Genomic DNA, 17,770 nt, shown 5'->3' with positions numbered 1-17,770 from the left:
AACAATGAACAAGGCGCCCTCGGGCGCCTTGTTGTTTTTACTCCCGCATCGCCAGTCTGGCGCTGAAGATGCCGTCCTCCAGCCGGGTCTCTATCTGCCAGCCCAGCTTCTCGCAGATGCGCTGGATGATGGTGAGGCCGCAGCCATAGCCCAGGATCTGATCCGGCGCGGCCGCCGTCGGGTTGCTGATGGTGAGCAGGGGCCCGCACAGCTCGATCTCGATGTGTCCTTCGGCATAGCTGAGGGCATTCTTGAGCAGGTTGCCGAGCGCGATGGCGAGCAATGAGAGGGGGGTGTTCACCTCGCTCTCCTCATCCAGATGCAGCCGGATGTCCAGCGTCTCCCGCTGCAACAGCGGGGCCAGGCGCGCCAGCTCCTGCTGGATCAGCGGCGCTACTCGTTGTGGGGGACGCTCCACCGCCTCCTTGCGGCCCAGCAGCAGAAAGGTCTCGGTGAGCAGCGCCATCTCGTCGGCGGCGGCGCGAATGCGCAGGGTGGCGCGGGCGGCCGGAGCCGGCAGGTCAGTTACCTTGCCGAGCAGGGCGGCGGACCCCTGGATCACCATGTTGGGGGTGCGCAGTTCGTGGCTGGCGAAGCGGCTGAACTCCTGTTCGCGGGCGAACACGGCGGCCACCTCGTGCTTGCCGGTCAGCAGCGCCAGCTCTATGTCCCGCAGCTCCTGCCAGGGGGCGTCGGGTACGAAATCCGCCTGATCCGGCGTGAGATGAGCCACCCGTTGACGCAATCGCTCAAGGGGGCGCGTGATGTGGCGCACCAGCCAGATGCCGAAGCCGATGCAGGCGAGCAGCAGGGCCAGCCCGATCAGCCGGGTCGCCAGATGCAGCTGGTCTTCGTAGGGATCAAGGTAGTCGTCGGCGTCATCGTTGAATACCAGATAGAGCAGCCCCTCGCCGGACGGATGGGGCCGCACCAGGAAGTGCTTGTCTTCATCCCCCAGCACATGTTCGTAGAAGCCCGGGCTCTGATAGGGCTTGAGCCAGGCGGGCAGGCGACCGGCCTGGGTCCAGTAGCTGGAGAACTGACGCGGGCTGGGGGCGGGGGCCGCCACGCCGAGCCGCAGCCAGTCGTCGTTGTAGCGGGTCACCTCGGCTTCCAGCCAGTGACGCAGGCTCAGCTCCTCCATCTTGTCTTCGGCCACCACCATCAGCAGGCTGATGATGATCAGCAGCAGCATGCCGGCCCCGCTCAGGGTCAGGATCAGGCGACGGCGCAAGCTGGGCAGGCTGTCCTGGGCATCTGGCCGTGTCTGGTCAAGGCCCTCTGCAGGCTGGTCCATTGAGTCACCCGATGGGGATGGCTCATGGCCTCCGGGTTGGGTCATGGGGTCACCAGTCGCTGGTCGGTCATGGCCTCCGGGTTTGGTCATGGGGTCACCAGTCGCTGGTCGGTCATGGCCTCTGGGTTTGGTCATGAGGTCACCAGCCGATAGCCCTGGCCGTGAAGGGTTTCCAGCATGGGGGTGGCAAAGGGCTTGTCGAGGGCGTTGCGCAGGGCGTAGATGTGGCTGCGCAGGGCGTCGGAGTCGGGCTCTTCATCGCCCCAGACGGTGTCGAGCACCTCCTGACGGCTCACCAGATGGGGGGCGCGACGCACCAGCAGGGTGAGGATCTGGAACGGGATCTTGCCGAGCTTGAGCTCGACCCCGGCGCGGGTGGCGCGGCCACTGGCCGGATCCAGCGTCAGCTCGCCCACGCACAGCGCCCCCATGTCGCTGCGGGGGCCGCGCAGGGCCAGCGCCTGCAGCCGCACTTCCAGCTCCTCCATGGCGAAGGGCTTGACCAGATAGTCATCGCCACCGGCCCGAAAACCCGCCAGCTTGTCATCCAGGCTGTCGCGGGCGGTGAGAAACAGCACCGGGGTCGCGACCCCGTCGGCTCTCAGCCGCTCTACCGTGCTCAGACCATCCAGGCGTGGCATCATGACGTCCATTATGATGACGTCGAAGCGCTGCTGCGCCAGCAGTTGCAGCGCTGCCTGACCGTGATAGGCACAGTCCATCCTGTGCCCGGCCAGCTCCAGGTAATCCATGATGGTTTCCGCCACCTGGGGATTGTCTTCCACCACCAGTATTTTCATGTTTTGATCTCCTGGTTTTGACCGGCATTTCACGCTCGTCTCACACCGGACAAGCCATCCTGTGTGGCAGTGTAACCCCGAGGATCCCCGATGAAGAAGTCTCTCTGCGCGCTCTTGCTGTTTATCTTGTTGCCACTTGGCACCGCGCAGTCGGCCGAGTTCAAATTGACCGGCCGCACCACCTGGCAGCTGGGCCAGCTGATGGTCAACGGCATTCCCTTCGTGCTCGATGAAGGGACCCGCTTCAAGGACGGGCTGAGCGAGGACGATCTCGGTGGCACCTGGGTCGATCTGGAAGGGGTGATGGAGGGCGAGCTGAGGGTGATCCGAGAAGTGGAGGCGCTGGAGGAGGGCGATGAGATGGAGCTGGAAGGGCCGGTCGCGCAGGGGCGTATCTGGGGATATGTCACTTCGGATGACAGCCTGACCCCCTTCGAAGGCCGCTGGCTGGAGCTGGAGTGCAAGTTTGACGGCATGCGGTTGAGCCGCTGCCGCGAGGACGACTGAACATCAGCTTCAATTGTCTACCGGCAAAATGGCCTGCCCAGATCCATAGTTAAACCTCGACACGAGTTTGACCATGGGCTTATTGCTATGACGCGCACCTCCCTTCTGTTGCTGGCACTGCCGCTCTGCACCCTGGCCGCCGATGGCGAGCTCTGGCTGGTGGAACTGGAACACAACGACGGCATTCGCCTGCAATTTCAGGGCGCCGAACTGGAGCTGGGCAGTGCACGCCTGAGCGGGGTTAGCCACACAGGCGAGCTCAGACCCGGCATGTGGCTCGCCATCCTCAGTCGTGACGGGGTCGCCGAGCATATTCGCCGCACAGATCTCGCGCCCGAGTCAGTGGCGGCCGTTCACTGGCGACGGGCACAGGCCCCCTTGCTCGCGGTGGCCGGTCACTCGCTGCAATTGCAGGGGTTGGGCACAATCACCTTCGATGCCGGCACCCGCTGGCTCAATGGCGGTCCCGCCGATCTGCAACCGGGTCGCCAACTGGTGCTGAGTCGCGATGAAACGGGCCGGGTAACCGAGATCCTAATCCCCAACCCCGAGGATGAATAAGGAGATAGCGCCACAGGGTGGCGCTATCTTGCCGCTTATTTGAAGTGAATATTCTCGAGAGGTATCTGGGTTGCGTTCCATGATGTAGCGCAGGGGGTCGGGCTTGGATAGGTAAACTCGAACAGTTTCTGTTTATCCTTATTGAGCCCCTGAATGATGACTCGGGTTCGGTTGTCGGCAGCGGCATAGTTGATCAGAAAGTCCCCTTGGTCAGACAACTTGTCTTCGTAGATGCTGGAGCAGATATCTGAATAGATGCCGTCGTCAAAACTCCAGGCCACCTGAGCCGTCTTGTTCTGGCTGTCGATATCGAAAATGGCGGTCTGACTGGTGGCGAGATCTATGCCGGTCGGGGTGCCTGCAGGGTTGTTGAAGCTTCTTCTCCCATTGTTGAACAGCATCAATTTTCCGCCTTTGGTGATGGACACTGCGTGTTGCCCTATGGGTGTTTGCCCCGATGAGAGTGACAAGGCCAGCTTTTGCAGGGAGGGGTAGGAGTACCAGTGTTTGGTTTCATCCCCCAGCAACCAGATGATTTTTCCTGTGTTGTAATCCAGCTTTACGACAAAATTTTCGCGGCTTGAGACTAATAAGGTATCATCGGCAGGATCGTAAGCTGCTGCGTTCATGTGGAACCAATCCACGCCATCTCGGACAAAATTGCTGGGGTCATCCCCCTCCTGCAGCATATATTCAGAGAATATTTTACCCAGATCCCACTCTTTGATTATCTTGCCCTTGCTGTCTATTTCACTTAAAAATGACTCTATTTTCAATGCTCCACCGGTAGTGCCATCCAGTTCAATCAATACACCGGTTTTTCCTTGGTCAATATTATGGTGAAAATAGGCATCACTGCCCATTACCGTTCCATCAACAGCGAATGAATCTATTTTCCCATAGAGGGACAAGACATCTATAGTTTTGCTTTTTGTACTGCCAGTCAGGAAGTTATTTTCCATGAAAGCAGATGAGCTTGAAGACCTCTTTATATCAGCATCCCAACGGACCTCACCATCTACATCCATTATGATGGGCGATTTTTTTGACCCTTTTAGATAAAAATAACTGTAGCTAGGAGTCGAGCTCGGCTTGATGCCAATACCAACATTGTCATAAATACCTATGCTGTCTATATAGGCTGCCGTTGCGAGTGTTTTCTTGAATGAGTAGGTGCTGTCATCGATTAACTGGATGTTAATCGTCAGTTCATTGAGGTAATCACTATAAAGACCAAAAATCGGAATTTGTATTCTATTATTTGCAGTGTCATATAGGTTGTTTTTTGATAGGTAGTTCCAATCATATGTTGCGGAGACTGACTTTGCGTGATTGCCCTCTTTCGTTTTGATATTAAAAGAGACGTTTTTTATTTTGTTTGTATCCAGCCCAGTCAGATCCAGGGCGGAGATAAATACGGAATCATGAATATCATCTTCCATGGCCTGTGTCGTTGGATCATAAACAAGTTGTTCCGCCAGTGTTTTACTGCTGCTACCACCATTACAACCATATAGCCCGGAGCAGACGAGACTCAACAGAAATGCCTTCTTCATAGTCATCATAAACATCATCCTTGTGTTAATGAACTGCATCCATTGTAGTGAAAAATTCATGGTTGAGCTGAAAAGCGAGCTTTGCATGTTGGCGCCATCTTGTCGGAGAGCCGCCCGTATAGCAACGTCAGGCTGAGACCGTTAATTCGGGGGCCGGGGAACCTGACCAGGCTAACAGCAGCCTGCGGCAAGGCGCGGGGGCACAGAAGAGCTCGATGTTCTCTGTACTACCTTCACTCAGGAGAGCCTCGCCGATGAAGTGCTGGGTCATCAGCATTTTGATAACTTATCCAAGCTCCACCGATCTGCAACCGGGTCAGGTGACCGAGATCCCGCTCCCCAATCCCGAGGATGAACTGGAGTAAGGTTTACACCATCCAATTCCGTAATATCGATATTGCTAATTTAGAAATATCTTTTCTACGTATATTCTGAAAAATGATTAAGTAACGAATAAAATAATAGAGTGGATGCTCTGATATGATATCAATCAATATTGAATGAAGTTAAATTTATGATTTTGTTAATATATTGTGCATATTAAAATGTGGGCTGGATCGCATATTGAGATTAATATGACTGATATTGTCGTACTCACATGCCACCCGCTGATATATAAGGTTGGTGAATGCATGTCAATGTTCAATATATTGGGGTTGCTATGCAAAAAATAAAACTAACTGGCTTGTCATTAATCATATCCGGCCTGCTGATGGCACAGGCGCAAGCGGCAGAGCCCGTCTATCCAGACCAGCTTCGCTTGTTTTCATTGGGCCAAGGGGTCTGTGGCGACAAGTATCGCCCCGTCAATCGAGAAGAAGCCCAGAGTGTTAAAAGCAATATTGTCGGCATGATGGGACAATGGCAAATAAGCGGGCTGGCCAACGGTTGGGTCATTATGGGGCCGGGTTATAACGGTGAAATAAAACCAGGGACAGCGTCCAATACCTGGTGTTATCCGACCAATCCTGTTACCGGTGAAATACCAACGCTGTCTGCCCTGGATATTCCAGATGGTGACGAAGTCGATGTGCAGTGGCGACTGGTACATGACAGTGCGAATTTCATCAAACCAACCAGCTATCTGGCCCATTACCTCGGTTATGCCTGGGTGGGCGGCAATCACAGCCAATATGTCGGTGAAGACATGGATGTGACCCGTGATGGCGATGGCTGGGTGATCCGTGGCAACAATGACGGCGGCTGTGACGGCTATCGCTGTGGTGACAAGACCGCCATCAAGGTCAGCAACTTCGCCTATAACCTGGATCCCGACAGCTTCAAGCATGGCGATGTCACCCAGTCCGACCGCCAGCTGGTCAAGACAGTGGTGGGCTGGGCAGTCAACGACAGCGACACCCCCCAATCCGGTTATGATGTCACCCTGCGTTACGACACAGCCACCAACTGGTCCAAGACCAACACCTATGGCCTGAGCGAGAAGGTGACCACCAAGAACAAGTTCAAGTGGCCACTGGTGGGGGAAACCGAACTCTCCATCGAGATTGCTGCCAACCAGTCCTGGGCGTCCCAGAACGGGGGCTCGACCACCACCTCCCTGTCTCAGTCCGTGCGACCGACTGTGCCGGCCCGATCCAAGATCCCGGTGAAGATCGAGCTCTACAAGGCCGACATCTCCTACCCCTATGAGTTCAAGGCCGATGTCAGCTATGACCTGACCCTGAGCGGCTTCCTGCGCTGGGGCGGCAACGCCTGGTATACCCATCCGGACAACCGTCCGAACTGGAACCACACCTTCGTCATAGGCCCGTACAAGGACAAGGCGAGCAGCATTCGCTACCAGTGGGACAAGCGTTACATCCCGGGTGAAGTGAAGTGGTGGGACTGGAACTGGACCATACAGCAGAACGGTCTGTCTACCATGCAGAACAACCTGGCCAGAGTGCTGCGCCCGGTGCGGGCGGGGATCACCGGTGATTTCAGTGCCGAGAGCCAGTTTGCCGGCAACATAGAGATCGGTGCTCCCGTGCCGCTCGCGGCTGACAGCAAGGTGCGTCGTGCTCGCAGTGTGGACGGCGCTGGTCAGGGCCTGAGGCTGGAGATCCCGCTCGATGCGCAAGAGCTCTCCGGGCTTGGCTTCAACAACGTCAGCCTCAGCGTGACCCCTGCTGCCAATCAATAACGGCAGCGCGTTGTAGTGATGGAACCGGGCCTCTGGCCCGGTTTTTGTTTGCACTGGTCGGGCTTGTTAAAGGCTTGTGCTTTCCATTTCCCCACTTATACTGGCGCCATCTTGTCGGAGTGCCAACCGTCGAACGACGCGAGGCTGAGACCGTTAATTCGGGATCCGTGGAACCTGATCAGGCTAGCACCTGCGAAGGGAAACAAGGGTAACTTGCGGGTTGCCGCGCCGGGGGAGGGACAAGCCTCTCCCGCTCATCAAGAGGAGCCATTCCTCGATGAGTCAGGGCGCACAAGAGGGAGTCTGTCCCGTCCGGTCTGCCCAGGAGGGCGCCGTACGACCCACCTGACAAGGGGGATCCGGACAGCAGAGCAGGGAGAAACAGATCCCGGGCTCGCTCCCTCTTGCGGCACAGCTCACCCACAGGTTCATCACTTCTCCTCGAACTCCAGACAAGCAAACACCCATAACTTCAACCAGTTAATGAGAGTTTTGCTATGTCTACTTCCGTATCATCCGCCACTGAACAGGCCGTATCCGAGCAGGCTGTTTCCGAACAGCGCAAGCCAGCCCCCAGTCGTCGCGAGCAGCGCGCCAGCGCCCAGCGCTTTATTGACAACCTCAAGGGCATGGCCCACCCCAACTCCAGCCGCATCTTCATCGAAGGTTCTCGCCCCGATATCCGGGTGGGGCTGCGTGAAATCACCCTGGCCGACACCCTGGTCGGCGGCAGCAAGGAGAACCCGCAGTTCGAAGCCAACGAGCCCGTCCCCGTCTATGACACCTCGGGTGCCTATGGCGATGAACATGCGGTCATCGACGTGCGTCTCGGTCTGCCGCGCCTGCGGCAAGGCTGGGTGCTGGAGCGGGGGGATACCGAGGAACTCTATGGCCTCAGCTCCGCCTTCACCCAGGAGCGCCTCGCCGACGAGGGGCTGGATCACCTGCGTTTCGATAACTTGCCCAAGCCCCGCCGCGCCAAGCCGGGCCGCCGGGTGACCCAGCTGCACTATGCCCGCCAGGGGCTGGTCACCCCGGAGATGGAATTTATCGCCATCCGCGAGAACATGGGCCGCGAGCGGGTGCGCTCCGAGCTGCTGCTGCGCCAGCATCCGGGTCAGGGTTTCGGCGCCCGCCTGCCCGAGAACATCACCCCCGAGTTCGTGCGCGATGAGGTGGCTGCCGGCCGCGCCATCATCCCCAACAACGTCAACCACCCGGAAACCGAGCCCATGATCATAGGCCGCAACTTCCTGGTGAAGATCAACGCCAACATAGGCAACTCGGCGGTCAGCTCCAGCATCGAAGAGGAGGTGGAGAAGCTGGTCTGGTCCACCCGCTGGGGCGCCGACACCGTCATGGATCTCTCCACCGGTCGCAACATCCACGAGACCCGCGAGTGGATCCTGCGCAACAGCCCGGTCCCCATCGGTACCGTGCCCATCTATCAGGCGCTGGAGAAGACCAACGGCATCGCCGAAGACCTCACCTGGGAGCTGTTCCGCGACACCCTGCTCGAACAGGCCGAGCAAGGGGTGGACTACTTCACCATCCATGCCGGCGTCTTGCTGCGCTACGTGCCCATGACCGCCAAGCGCCTCACCGGCATCGTCTCGCGCGGTGGCAGCATCATGGCCAAGTGGTGCCTGTCGCACCACAAGGAGAACTTCCTCTACCAGCATTTTCGCGAGATCTGCGAGCTGTGCGCCGCCTATGACGTGGCCTTGTCGCTCGGCGACGGCCTGCGTCCCGGCTCTGTCTATGACGCCAACGACGAGGCCCAATTCGCCGAGCTGCACACCCTGGGCGAGCTGACCAAGATCGCCTGGGAGTACGACGTCCAGGTGATGATCGAGGGGCCGGGCCATGTGCCCATGCACATGATAGAGCGCAACATGACGGAGCAGCTGGAGCACTGCCACGAGGCACCTTTCTATACGCTGGGTCCGCTTACCACAGACATAGCCCCCGGTTACGATCACTTCACCTCCGGCATAGGCGCCGCCATGATCGGCTGGTATGGCTGCGCCATGCTCTGCTATGTCACCCCCAAGGAGCACCTGGGGCTGCCGAACAAGGAGGACGTGAAGCAGGGTCTCATCACCTACAAGATCGCCGCCCACGCCGCCGATCTCGCCAAGGGGCATCCGGGCGCCCAGATCCGCGACAACGCCATGTCGAAGGCGCGCTTCGAGTTCCGCTGGGAGGATCAGTTCAACCTGGCGCTGGATCCCGAGACCGCCCGCGCCTACCACGACGAGACCCTGCCCCAGGAGTCCGGCAAGGTGGCGCACTTCTGCTCCATGTGCGGCCCCAAGTTCTGCTCCATGAAGATCACTCAGGACGTGCGCGACTATGCGGCCAGCCTGGAAGCGGTCGAGGTGAAACTGGTGGGCATGGATGGCCAGCAGGAGCGGGTGGTGGCCCAGGTTGAGAGCGGCATGGCCCGTATGGCTGAGACTTTCAAGGAGACCGGCGGCGAGATCTACCATCAGGCGGCGGCGCTGAAACAGGCTGCAGGGGAGGAGGCGTGAGCAGCGAAAGCGGGGCTGTCAGCCCCGCCGACCTGTCGCCCGTGACGGACTCGCGCCCTGTGGTCTGGACCATAGCCGGTTCCGACTCGGGGGGGGGCGCCGGCATTCAGGCCGACCTGCACACATTGCACAGCCTGGGTGTACACGGCTGCTCCGTCATCTCCGCCATCACGGCCCAGAATTCGGTGGCGGTGAAGATGGTTGACCCCGTGCTGATGCAGACCTTCTGCGCCCAGATCGACGCCCTCGGCGTCGATCTGCCGCCGGCGGCCATCAAGATAGGCCTGCTGCCGACCCGGCTCCATGTGGAGGTGTTGGCCCGGCGGCTCGATACTCTGGCGGCGCCTTTTGTGGTCTATGACCCGGTGGCGATTGCCAGCACGGGCACCCCCATGGCCGAAGCCAATATGCTGGCGGCGGTGCGTGAGCATCTGCTGCCGCGCCTCTCCCTCATCACCCCCAACGGCCCCGAGCTGGAGGCGCTGACCGGCATTCCCGCCAGCAGCCCTGAGCTGGTGCGAGCGGGGGCGGCGCGACTGCGTGAACTCGGCGCCTGCGCCGTGCTGGTCAAGGGCGGGCATCTGGGCTGGAGCGACGAGCTCTGCCTCGATTACTACCAGGACGAGCACCGCGAGTTCTGGCTAGGGGCCCCACGCCTCGACACCCGCCACGGCCACGGCACCGGCTGCTGCTACGCCAGCGCCATCGCCGCCGTGGTGGCGCAGGATCACCCGGTCGATGACGCCATCACGCTGGCGCGCGCCTACCTGCAGCAAGGCTTGGCGGGGGCGCAAGGGGTGGGGGCCGGCCCGGGCCCCATAGCCCATCTCGGCTGGCCGACCAGCCTCGCACACTTCCCCCGCGCCGTACTGGCGGGGTCGAGCCTGGATCGCCGTTTTGGTCTCTATCTCGCCAGCGAGGCTCGCCTGCCGGATGACCCCTTCGCCCGGACAGAGCATCGGCTCGGCCTCTATCCCGTGGTGGATTCGGTCAAGTGGCTGCGCCGCCTGCTGGGGCAGGGGGTCAAGACCATCCAGCTGCGCATCAAGAACCTGCCCGCCGCCCAGGTTGCGCCAGCGATAGCCGAGGCGGTGGCGCTCGGTCACCGCTTTGGTGCGCGGCTCTTCATCAACGACCATTGGCAGCAGGCCATAGCCGCCGGTGCCTACGGGGTGCATCTGGGGCAGGAGGACATGGAGACGGCGGATCTCGCCGCCATCCAGGCCGCCGGCCTGCGCCTCGGTCTCTCCACCCACGGCTACTTCGAGCTGATGCGGGCCCGCGAGCTGGCCCCTTCCTACATAGCGCTGGGTCATATCTTCCCCACCAACACCAAGCAGATGCCGTCCCGCCCGCAGGGGCTGGTGCGACTGCAACGCTATCGGGCACTCATGTGCGACTGGCCGACGGTCGCCATCGGCGGCATCGGCGAGGATAGAGTGGCTGAGGTGCAGGCAAGCGGGGTGGGCAGCATTGCCCTGGTCTCTGCCATCACGGCAAGCGACGACTGGCAGGGGGCCACAGCCCGACTGCTGGCGGCCGTGGGGGCGGGGGATGAGCCCTGCTCTGCGCTTACCCATCAGGCCATCACGCAGCAGGAGGCCGATCATGCTCTCTGATGCTGAATACCTGCGCTACGGCAGGCAACTGATGCTGAGCGAAATCGGCGAGGCGGGGCAGGCGAGGCTGAAAGAGGCATCCGTGCTGATCATCGGCCTCGGCGGCCTCGGCTCACCGCTGGTGCTCTATCTGGCCGGGGCCGGGGTGGGCACCTTGTGGCTTGCCGACGGCGATACTGTGGATTCCAGCAACCTGCCGCGCCAGATCCTGTTCGATTCCGAGGCGGTCAATCGCTCCAAGGCCGAGCTGGCCCGCGAGCGGTTGGCTGCCCACAACCCCCATGTGGAGCTGATCGCCATCAACCAGCGGCTCGATGAGCAGAGCCTGCCGGCCTTCGTGGCCGAGGTGGATCTGGTTGTCGACTGCTGCGACAACCTGGCCAGTCGCCACGCCATCAACGCCGCCTGCGTGGCTCATAACAAGCCCTGGATCTCCGCCGCCGCCGTCGGCTGGCAGGGTCAGCTGATGGTGCGAACTGCTCCCGAACAGGCCTGCTACGCCTGCCTCTACCCGGCGGATACCGAAATCAAAGAGAGCTGCCAGAGCAGCGGTGTCGCAGGCCCGCTGGTCGGCGTGATGGGCGCCTTGCAGGCGCTGGAAGCCCTGCGTCTGCTGCTGGGCAAACCCAGCCCGGTTGCGGGCACATTGCGCCGTTTCGATGCCCTGACCCACGAGTGGCAGACCCTGGGGTTGTCCCCCGATCCCGCCTGCCCTGTGTGCGGCAGCGTCACCCTTGCCCAGCCCATGGAGGATGCGCAATGAAGATCCGATTGAACGACAGCGAGCTGGTGCTGACGACCAGCCCGGATAACCAGATCAGCGTGGCCGAGCTGCTGGCGGCCCGCGAGGTAGCCCCGCAAGGGGTGGCGGTGGCCCTCAACGGCGCCGTGCTGCCCCGCAGCCGCTGGCCAGACACCCGACTCAATGACGGGGACCAGATCCACCTTTTCACTGCCATCGCCGGAGGCTGAGATGCTGACCATAGCCGACCATGAATTTTCGTCCCGTCTCTTTACCGGCACAGGCAAGTTTGCCCGCCCGGATCTGATGGCGGCCGCCATCGAAGCAAGCGGCTCCCGGCTGGTGACCATGGCCATCAAGCGCCTGGACCCCGGCAAGCGCCATGACGATATCCTCACCCCGCTGCTCAAGCTCGGGGTCAAGCTGCTGCCCAACACCTCGGGCGCCAAGACGGCCGCCGAGGCGGTGTTTGCCGCCCATCTGGCCCGCGAGGCGCTCGGGACTAACTGGTTGAAGCTGGAGATCCACCCCGATCCCAAATACCTGCTGCCCGATCCCATAGAGACGCTCAAGGCCGCCGAGCAGCTGGTGAAAGAGGGTTTCGTGGTGCTGCCCTACTGCGGGGCCGATCCCGTGCTCTGCAAGCGGCTGGAAGAGGTGGGCTGCGCCGCCGTCATGCCGCTCGGCGCCCCCATAGGCTCCAATCAGGGGCTGGTGACCCGGGATTTCCTCGCCATCATCATCGAGCAGGCGCGGGTGCCCGTGGTGGTGGATGCGGGGATAGGTGCGCCAAGCCACGCCGCCGCCGCCTTTGAGCTGGGCGCCGACGCCGTGCTGGTCAACACCGCCATCGCCGTGAGCCGGGATCCGGTCGCCATGGGGCGCGCCTTCGCGCTGGCCTGCGAGGCCGGCCGCAGCGCCTATGAGGCGGGCCTCGGCGCGCGCGGCTTGCAAGCCAGCGCCTCCAGCCCGCTCACTGATTTTCTGGAGGCCTTATGAGCCTGAGCACAGGGCAAGACTCGGTGGCGATGGCCTCTCTCGTCCCAATTCCCGAGATGGATGGGATCCGCTCCCCTCTCCCTGTGGGAGAGGGGTTGGGGGTGAGGGCCGCGGCTGAGACAAAGGAAGCAAGCTTTGTCGACCGTTGGCGCGAGCTGGAGTGGGACGATATCGGCATGCAGATCCGCGCCAAGACGACCCGGGATGTGGAGCTGGCGCTGGCCAATCCGCGCCGCACCCTGGTCGACTTTATGGCGCTGATCTCGCCAGCCGCCGAGGCGTTTTTGCCGAAGATGGCGGCTGAGGCCGAGCGCCTCACCCGCCAGCGTTTCGGCAATACGGTGGGCTTCTACGTGCCCCTCTATCTGTCGAACCTGTGTGCCAACGACTGCTCCTACTGCGGCTTCTCCATGAGCAATCGCCTCAAGCGCAAGACGCTTGATGCAGAGGAAATTGAGCGGGAATGTCTGGCCATCAAGGCGCGCGGCTTCGACAGCGTGCTGCTGGTGACAGGCGAGCACGAGAGCAAGGTGGGCATGGCCTATTTTCGTGAGCAGCTGCCGCAGATCCGCCGCCATTTCAGCGCGTTGGCGATGGAGGTGCAGCCACTGTCGCAAGCGGATTACGCCGAGCTCAAAACCCTGGGTCTGGATGCCGTCATGGTCTATCAGGAGACCTATCACGCCCCCAGTTACGCCCGCCATCACCTGCGTGGCAACAAGCAGGATATAGAGTGGCGGCTCGCCACCCCGGAGCGGCTGGGCCGGGCCGGCATCGACAAGATAGGGCTGGGGGCGCTGATCGGCCTCTCATCTGATTGGCGCGTCGACAGCTATTTCGTGGCCGAGCACCTGAGCTGGCTCGAGCGCCACCACTGGCAGAGCCGCTATTCGCTCTCCTTCCCGCGTCTGCGCCCCTGCACCGGCGGCCTGCAGCCCGAGGTGGTGATGTCGGACAGGCAGCTGGTGCAACTGATCTGTGCCTGGCGCCTCTTCTCGCCGACCCTGGAGTTGTCGCTCTCCACCCGGGAATCCCCTGTGTTTCGCAACGGCGCCCTGCGCCTCGGCATCACCCAGATGTCGGCGGAATCACGCACCCAGCCGGGTGGCTATGCGGAAGGAGACAAGGAGGAGCTTGAGCAGTTCGCCATCCACGATGCTCGCCCGCTGGGTGAGGTCGCCGCTGCCGTCAGGCAGGCTGGGTTGCAGCCGGTGTTTAAGGACTGGGAACCTTTCCTTGGCCGGTAGCCGCCCGGCATGGCGGCTGGATTCCGCTGCCTGAGGCAAGCTTGATGGCACGGCGTCGCCGTGCCGTCGTAGGTTTGATTAGCGAAGCGTAATCAGACGAGCGAGTGGGGAAATTGGCGCGTTCCACGATCCTTGGGGTGCTTAATCGAACGTCTTTCGCCTGCGGTTGGTTGAGTGGCACGGCTTTGCCGTGCAGGACGCGAGGCTGCGGCCTCGAAGGGGTTTCGCCCGCCCTTCGGGCTTGGGCGAGTGACTTTGGAAAGACCCGCTCTTTTCAAAATATGCACCAAAGGTCTTCTTCCCGCTTATTCGCCCGACTGCGTCGGGTTCCTTCGGTTCACCCGCTTGCCCAAGGGCACGCGGCGACGGGCCTTTGGCCTTCGCCATTCATGGCCTCGGCCAAAGCCCACTTCGAACATCCTGTTTCCCGATTTGGTCCATGGCCTGGCGCCACTCGCTCGACATCCTGTCTCGTGGCCTGGACAAGCAGGCTAGCCTCAGCGAATAAGAGGGGACGGACAGTCGGAGGGTGCAATAAGTGGAGCACATTGCACCGCTTTTGTTGTGGCTGATAATTTCAGGCGCAATTCACTTTTTATTGCACCCTACGGTACTGGGTTAATAAATTGTCAGACGCCAGTATTAGCTCCAAGTAATTCTATCGCTTTATCCTTAGCAAAATAAATAAAGGCTGCAACCTGATCCGGTAGTGCAGCCAAGCCATCTTTTTCTTCTCCAAGATAAGCTTGTCGGGCGTTAAGCAAAACGGGCTGATATTGAGCTGGCGAGTGTTCCATTACCCAGTTAGCTGCAATATCTTTTGGCGCTATCTTGCCAGTTGCTGCGCTGTACCAGATGCGACACAACGTAAGCACAACATTTCGCTCATCACCGGCCCAATCTGGCTGAGAATTCCATAGTGTCAGTGTGTGGGCCAGCGCTTTGAGCAGATCTCTGCCCGGAACTGGTTTGAAGAAAAATTCAGCTACCGGGCCTACCAAGGCAATGCTGTGTTGTCTTGCCTGTGTCAGCAGGATGGCTAAATCAGCATCGGTTGTGGCAGGCATTATAGAACCCGCAAGAATATCTTGGCGAAGCCATTCCCCAAATTGGAGTTCCCGTCTGGCTGGATAACGCCAAGGGACTATATCGCTGTGTACGATGACGGTAACCTCCAGAGCGCGCAACACCTTGTTGTGGCCTGGAAACGCAGAGGTCTTCAGGAGGTCGGTAAACATAGCTTGCCGCACGTGTTCATTAAGCGGTGCAGTAACTGTAACCAGCAGATCAATATCACTGTATGGTTTTAGGCCACCATCAATTGCAGAGCCGTATAAATGCACAGCCAGCAACATAGAACCCATATGATGCTCAATTATGTTGATGGCTTGCGATAGTTGCAGTGATATCTCGTCAGGAAGTGAGTTATTCATAAATTCTCAAATTACCCATTATAAATTGTGGGCCAGTGCGCTGCGGGCTGGTTTTGCTTGAGGTCTTGTCGTCCGGGGCATAAGCTGATGCTGCCTTATGAGTGGACAAAATAGTATGACGGCTAGAGCCTGTCACTACATAATTACCCGAATTAATACCCATGATCCACTTTCTCCAACACCGCAATATCTCCGCCGCTGATCAACGGCAAATTCCGGCTGATCTGCTCCACCGGCCAATTCCACCAGGCGAGGGTGTTGAGGCGGGTGATGGTGTCGTCGTCGAAGCGGTAGCGGATCACCTTGGCGGGGTTGCCGCCGACGATGGCGTAGTCGGGCACGTCGCCGGTGACGACGGCGCGGGCGGCGATAATGGCGCCGTTGCCGATCTTGACGCCCGGCATGATCAGCGCGTCATAGCCTATCCAGACATCGTTGCCGATCACTGTATCCCCCTTGTAGGGGAGCGTGCCCGGAGCGGGGGCTGCGCTTTCCCAGCCGTTGCCGAAGATAAAGAAGGGGTAGGTGGAAAAGCCGGAGGTCTGGTGGTTGGCACCGTTCATGATGAACTTGACCCCGTGGGCGATGGCGCAGAACTTGCCGATGACCAGTTTGTCGCCGATGAAGGGGAAGTGATAGAGGACGTTGCGCTCAAAGCCTGCCGAGTCTTCCGGGTCGTCGTAATAGCTGTAATCGCCCACTTCGATATTGGGCCCCTTGATGGTGTTCTTGATAAAGCACACCTGGGGGAAGCCCTTCATGGGGTGGGGATTGGCGGGGTCGGGTCCGTGCAAGGTGCTCTCCTTTCGAATCTGTCAGCACAGTACCCTAAAGGAAGTTGATGAGGGTCTGCCACCTTTTTGTGGTGCAGCACTGGCCGGGTGCGGGTTGGCCAGGCTCTGTCGTCCCGTGTCATCTGGCGTATCGACCCGGGACGGGTTTGTCTCTAGCATGGAGCCGATGCGGGGCAAGGGCTCCGCCACGGGCTTTTGGCAAAGTCCGTCCTACGGACTTTTGGCGGAGAGAACAAGATGAAGATGCGTCACCTGCTCATGCTGAGCGCCCTGCTGCTGGGCGGCTGTGCGGTCAATCCCTACGGTGGCACTCAGGCCCCGGTCAGTGAACCGGACCAGCCAGTGAGCCAGCCGGACAAACCTGTTACCAAGCCGGATACCGGGGCGCCCCTGCCCAAGCCGGTGGCCCCGACCGGGCTGGCGCTGGCCATGGCGGATGCCTTCGTGCAGGCCCCCGAGGTGCGGGAGCTGGTGAAGAGCGGCAATCCCGTGCTGCTGCTCACCCCGCCCCGAGACGGTACCAATGACGAGATCGATACTCGCACCATGGCGGCGGCCATGAGCAAGCGGATCCAGTCCAAAAGCGGTTTTCGTTTCGTCGATCCCGGTCAGGTGGCCGCCATCACGGGGCAGCTCGAGTATCAGCAGGGGGGCATGAACCCGGCATCCCTGGTGCGGCTCGGCCGCCAGACAGGGGCCGGTTACATGCTCTATGGGGATCTGGTGTCCGAGGGGAGTCGCTATCGGCTCACCATGAGCCTGATGGAGCTGCGCAGTGGCGAGCTGCTCTGGAACGGCAGCCGCTCCGCCAGCCACTAAACATGACAAAGAGGGTTGCAGGAGCAACCGAATGTTATTGCTCCTGCATTCCCTGTCCTATGGGCACTTTGCCGCCCTTATATTTGAATGCTAGGGTATCTCAGTTGACGAGAATGGCGCGAGGCTTGTTAAGCGGAACAATATTGACATCATCAATGACGGTAAAGTGTTCCAATGAGTTGGTATCCGTTGTGAACTTTATGGTTGTACTGGGTTGGCCTGCCACGAAAGAAAATGAGAAATAAGTCCAGTCAATAGCATCGCTACGCTCTGTCTTCAGATTATATATATAGTGTTCATCGCCAATAATGACGTTTAGTTTGGCAGTCCCATCCCGGTTATAGTTCTTTTGTGTGCCAGCGTGAAATGTGACCAAGTACTTTGCTCCAACCTTGGTTGGGAATGATTGTTCGATACCCCCACCATTTTTTGAATAATAATTGTTGAGGTCAATCATATAGTCGCCATCCGGTGTGTAGAGCTTGCTGCCACCTGAGGCGGATACGTGAGAAGACCACTCAACGCCCTCACCCAACGTTTTCCAGCCAGGGAGGCTGGTTTCATCATTTCCAGGAAAAGTTTCCCAAATAGAGGGTCTGGCAGGCGAACTTTCGAAACTGCCGTTGACTATCAGGCTGTCGCATTCGTTGGCATGAATAACATAGCTAAAAAGAATACTGAGTATTAATGCAATATTTTTCATAAATAAAAACCTCCAT

General features: G+C 59.8%; 16 protein-coding genes and 1 riboswitch. Of the genes, 10 read left to right on the top strand and 6 right to left on the bottom strand.

All coding sequences use genetic code 11. The features are described from left to right. Positions 1–37 precede the first annotated feature (37 nt). Entirely contained in the window at positions 38–1,297 is a 1,260-nt protein-coding gene (locus CK910_RS02870) for a sensor histidine kinase (RefSeq protein ID WP_098980950.1), read from the bottom strand. A gap of 131 nt (positions 1,298–1,428) precedes the next feature. After that, positions 1,429–2,097, bottom strand: a complete 669-nt coding sequence (locus CK910_RS02865; RefSeq protein WP_043556991.1) for a response regulator transcription factor — start codon at positions 2,095–2,097, stop codon at positions 1,429–1,431. 90 nt (positions 2,098–2,187) lie between these two features. Between CK910_RS02865 and CK910_RS02860 the strand changes: the two genes are divergently transcribed. Further along, entirely contained in the window at positions 2,188–2,604 is a 417-nt protein-coding gene (locus CK910_RS02860) for a hypothetical protein (protein WP_098980949.1), read from the top strand. 87 nt (positions 2,605–2,691) lie between these two features. Further along, complete coding sequence (locus CK910_RS02855; RefSeq protein ID WP_098980948.1) at positions 2,692–3,165, top strand: hypothetical protein; 474 nt, start codon at positions 2,692–2,694, stop codon at positions 3,163–3,165. A gap of 35 nt (positions 3,166–3,200) precedes the next feature. Here CK910_RS02855 and CK910_RS02850 read toward each other — a convergent pair whose 3' ends face one another. Continuing rightward, a complete protein-coding gene (locus tag CK910_RS02850) occupies positions 3,201–4,730 on the bottom strand; it encodes an aryl-sulfate sulfotransferase (RefSeq protein ID WP_172955217.1) in 1,530 nt (509 codons plus the stop codon). Between the two features lie 652 nt (positions 4,731–5,382). Between CK910_RS02850 and aerA the strand changes: the two genes are divergently transcribed. The 7 genes from aerA (at position 5,383) to thiH (ending at position 14,005) form a co-directional block, all read left to right on the top strand. Next, positions 5,383–6,864: a beta-barrel pore-forming toxin aerolysin gene (aerA, locus tag CK910_RS02845; protein WP_098980947.1), complete on the top strand. Its 1,482-nt coding sequence runs from the start codon at positions 5,383–5,385 to the stop codon at positions 6,862–6,864. Between the two features lie 105 nt (positions 6,865–6,969). Further along, positions 6,970–7,083, top strand: a riboswitch (TPP riboswitch). A gap of 278 nt (positions 7,084–7,361) precedes the next feature. Further along, positions 7,362–9,398: a phosphomethylpyrimidine synthase ThiC gene (thiC, locus tag CK910_RS02840; RefSeq protein WP_098980946.1), complete on the top strand. Its 2,037-nt coding sequence runs from the start codon at positions 7,362–7,364 to the stop codon at positions 9,396–9,398. Beyond that, entirely contained in the window at positions 9,395–11,017 is a 1,623-nt protein-coding gene (gene thiE / locus CK910_RS02835) for a thiamine phosphate synthase (protein ID WP_098980945.1), read from the top strand. The genes thiC and thiE overlap by 4 nt, the downstream gene beginning before the upstream one ends. After that, positions 11,007–11,780, top strand: coding sequence for a HesA/MoeB/ThiF family protein (locus tag CK910_RS02830; RefSeq protein WP_098980944.1), 774 nt, complete (start codon positions 11,007–11,009; stop codon positions 11,778–11,780). Before thiE ends, CK910_RS02830 begins: the two co-directional genes overlap by 11 nt. Continuing rightward, complete coding sequence (thiS, locus tag CK910_RS02825; RefSeq protein ID WP_098980943.1) at positions 11,777–11,989, top strand: sulfur carrier protein ThiS; 213 nt, start codon at positions 11,777–11,779, stop codon at positions 11,987–11,989. The genes CK910_RS02830 and thiS overlap by 4 nt, the downstream gene beginning before the upstream one ends. 1 nt (position 11,990) lies before the next feature. Beyond that, positions 11,991–12,758, top strand: coding sequence for a thiazole synthase (locus CK910_RS02820; protein ID WP_098980942.1), 768 nt, complete (start codon positions 11,991–11,993; stop codon positions 12,756–12,758). 29 nt (positions 12,759–12,787) lie between these two features. Further along, the gene (gene thiH / locus CK910_RS02815; RefSeq protein ID WP_098984968.1) at positions 12,788–14,005 is read left to right on the top strand and encodes a 2-iminoacetate synthase ThiH; all 1,218 of its coding nucleotides are present in this window, start codon (positions 12,788–12,790) and stop codon (positions 14,003–14,005) included. A gap of 629 nt (positions 14,006–14,634) precedes the next feature. Here the strand turns inward: thiH and CK910_RS02810 are convergent. Both CK910_RS02810 and CK910_RS02805 read right to left on the bottom strand, forming a co-directional pair. Then, complete coding sequence (locus tag CK910_RS02810; protein WP_098980941.1) at positions 14,635–15,438, bottom strand: AadA family aminoglycoside 3''-O-nucleotidyltransferase; 804 nt, start codon at positions 15,436–15,438, stop codon at positions 14,635–14,637. Positions 15,439–15,590: 152 nt separating this feature from the next. After that, entirely contained in the window at positions 15,591–16,250 is a 660-nt protein-coding gene (locus CK910_RS02805; protein WP_441296866.1) for a Vat family streptogramin A O-acetyltransferase, read from the bottom strand. Between the two features lie 219 nt (positions 16,251–16,469). On the opposite strand from CK910_RS02805, the gene CK910_RS02800 reads away from it, so the two are divergent. Beyond that, positions 16,470–17,051, top strand: coding sequence for a penicillin-binding protein activator LpoB (locus tag CK910_RS02800; protein WP_098980939.1), 582 nt, complete (start codon positions 16,470–16,472; stop codon positions 17,049–17,051). 100 nt (positions 17,052–17,151) lie between these two features. On the opposite strand, the gene CK910_RS02795 is transcribed toward CK910_RS02800, so the two are convergent. After that, the gene (locus CK910_RS02795) at positions 17,152–17,754 is read right to left on the bottom strand and encodes a DUF642 domain-containing protein (RefSeq protein ID WP_098980938.1); all 603 of its coding nucleotides are present in this window, start codon (positions 17,752–17,754) and stop codon (positions 17,152–17,154) included. Positions 17,755–17,770: the final 16 nt, after the last annotated feature.

The organism is Aeromonas sp. CA23, from assembly GCF_002587065.1.
In the GTDB taxonomy this organism is placed as follows: domain Bacteria; phylum Pseudomonadota; class Gammaproteobacteria; order Enterobacterales; family Aeromonadaceae; genus Aeromonas; species Aeromonas bestiarum.
The sequence above is the reverse complement of the archived record's forward strand: the minus strand, read 5'-3'. Positions and strand labels throughout refer to the sequence as shown.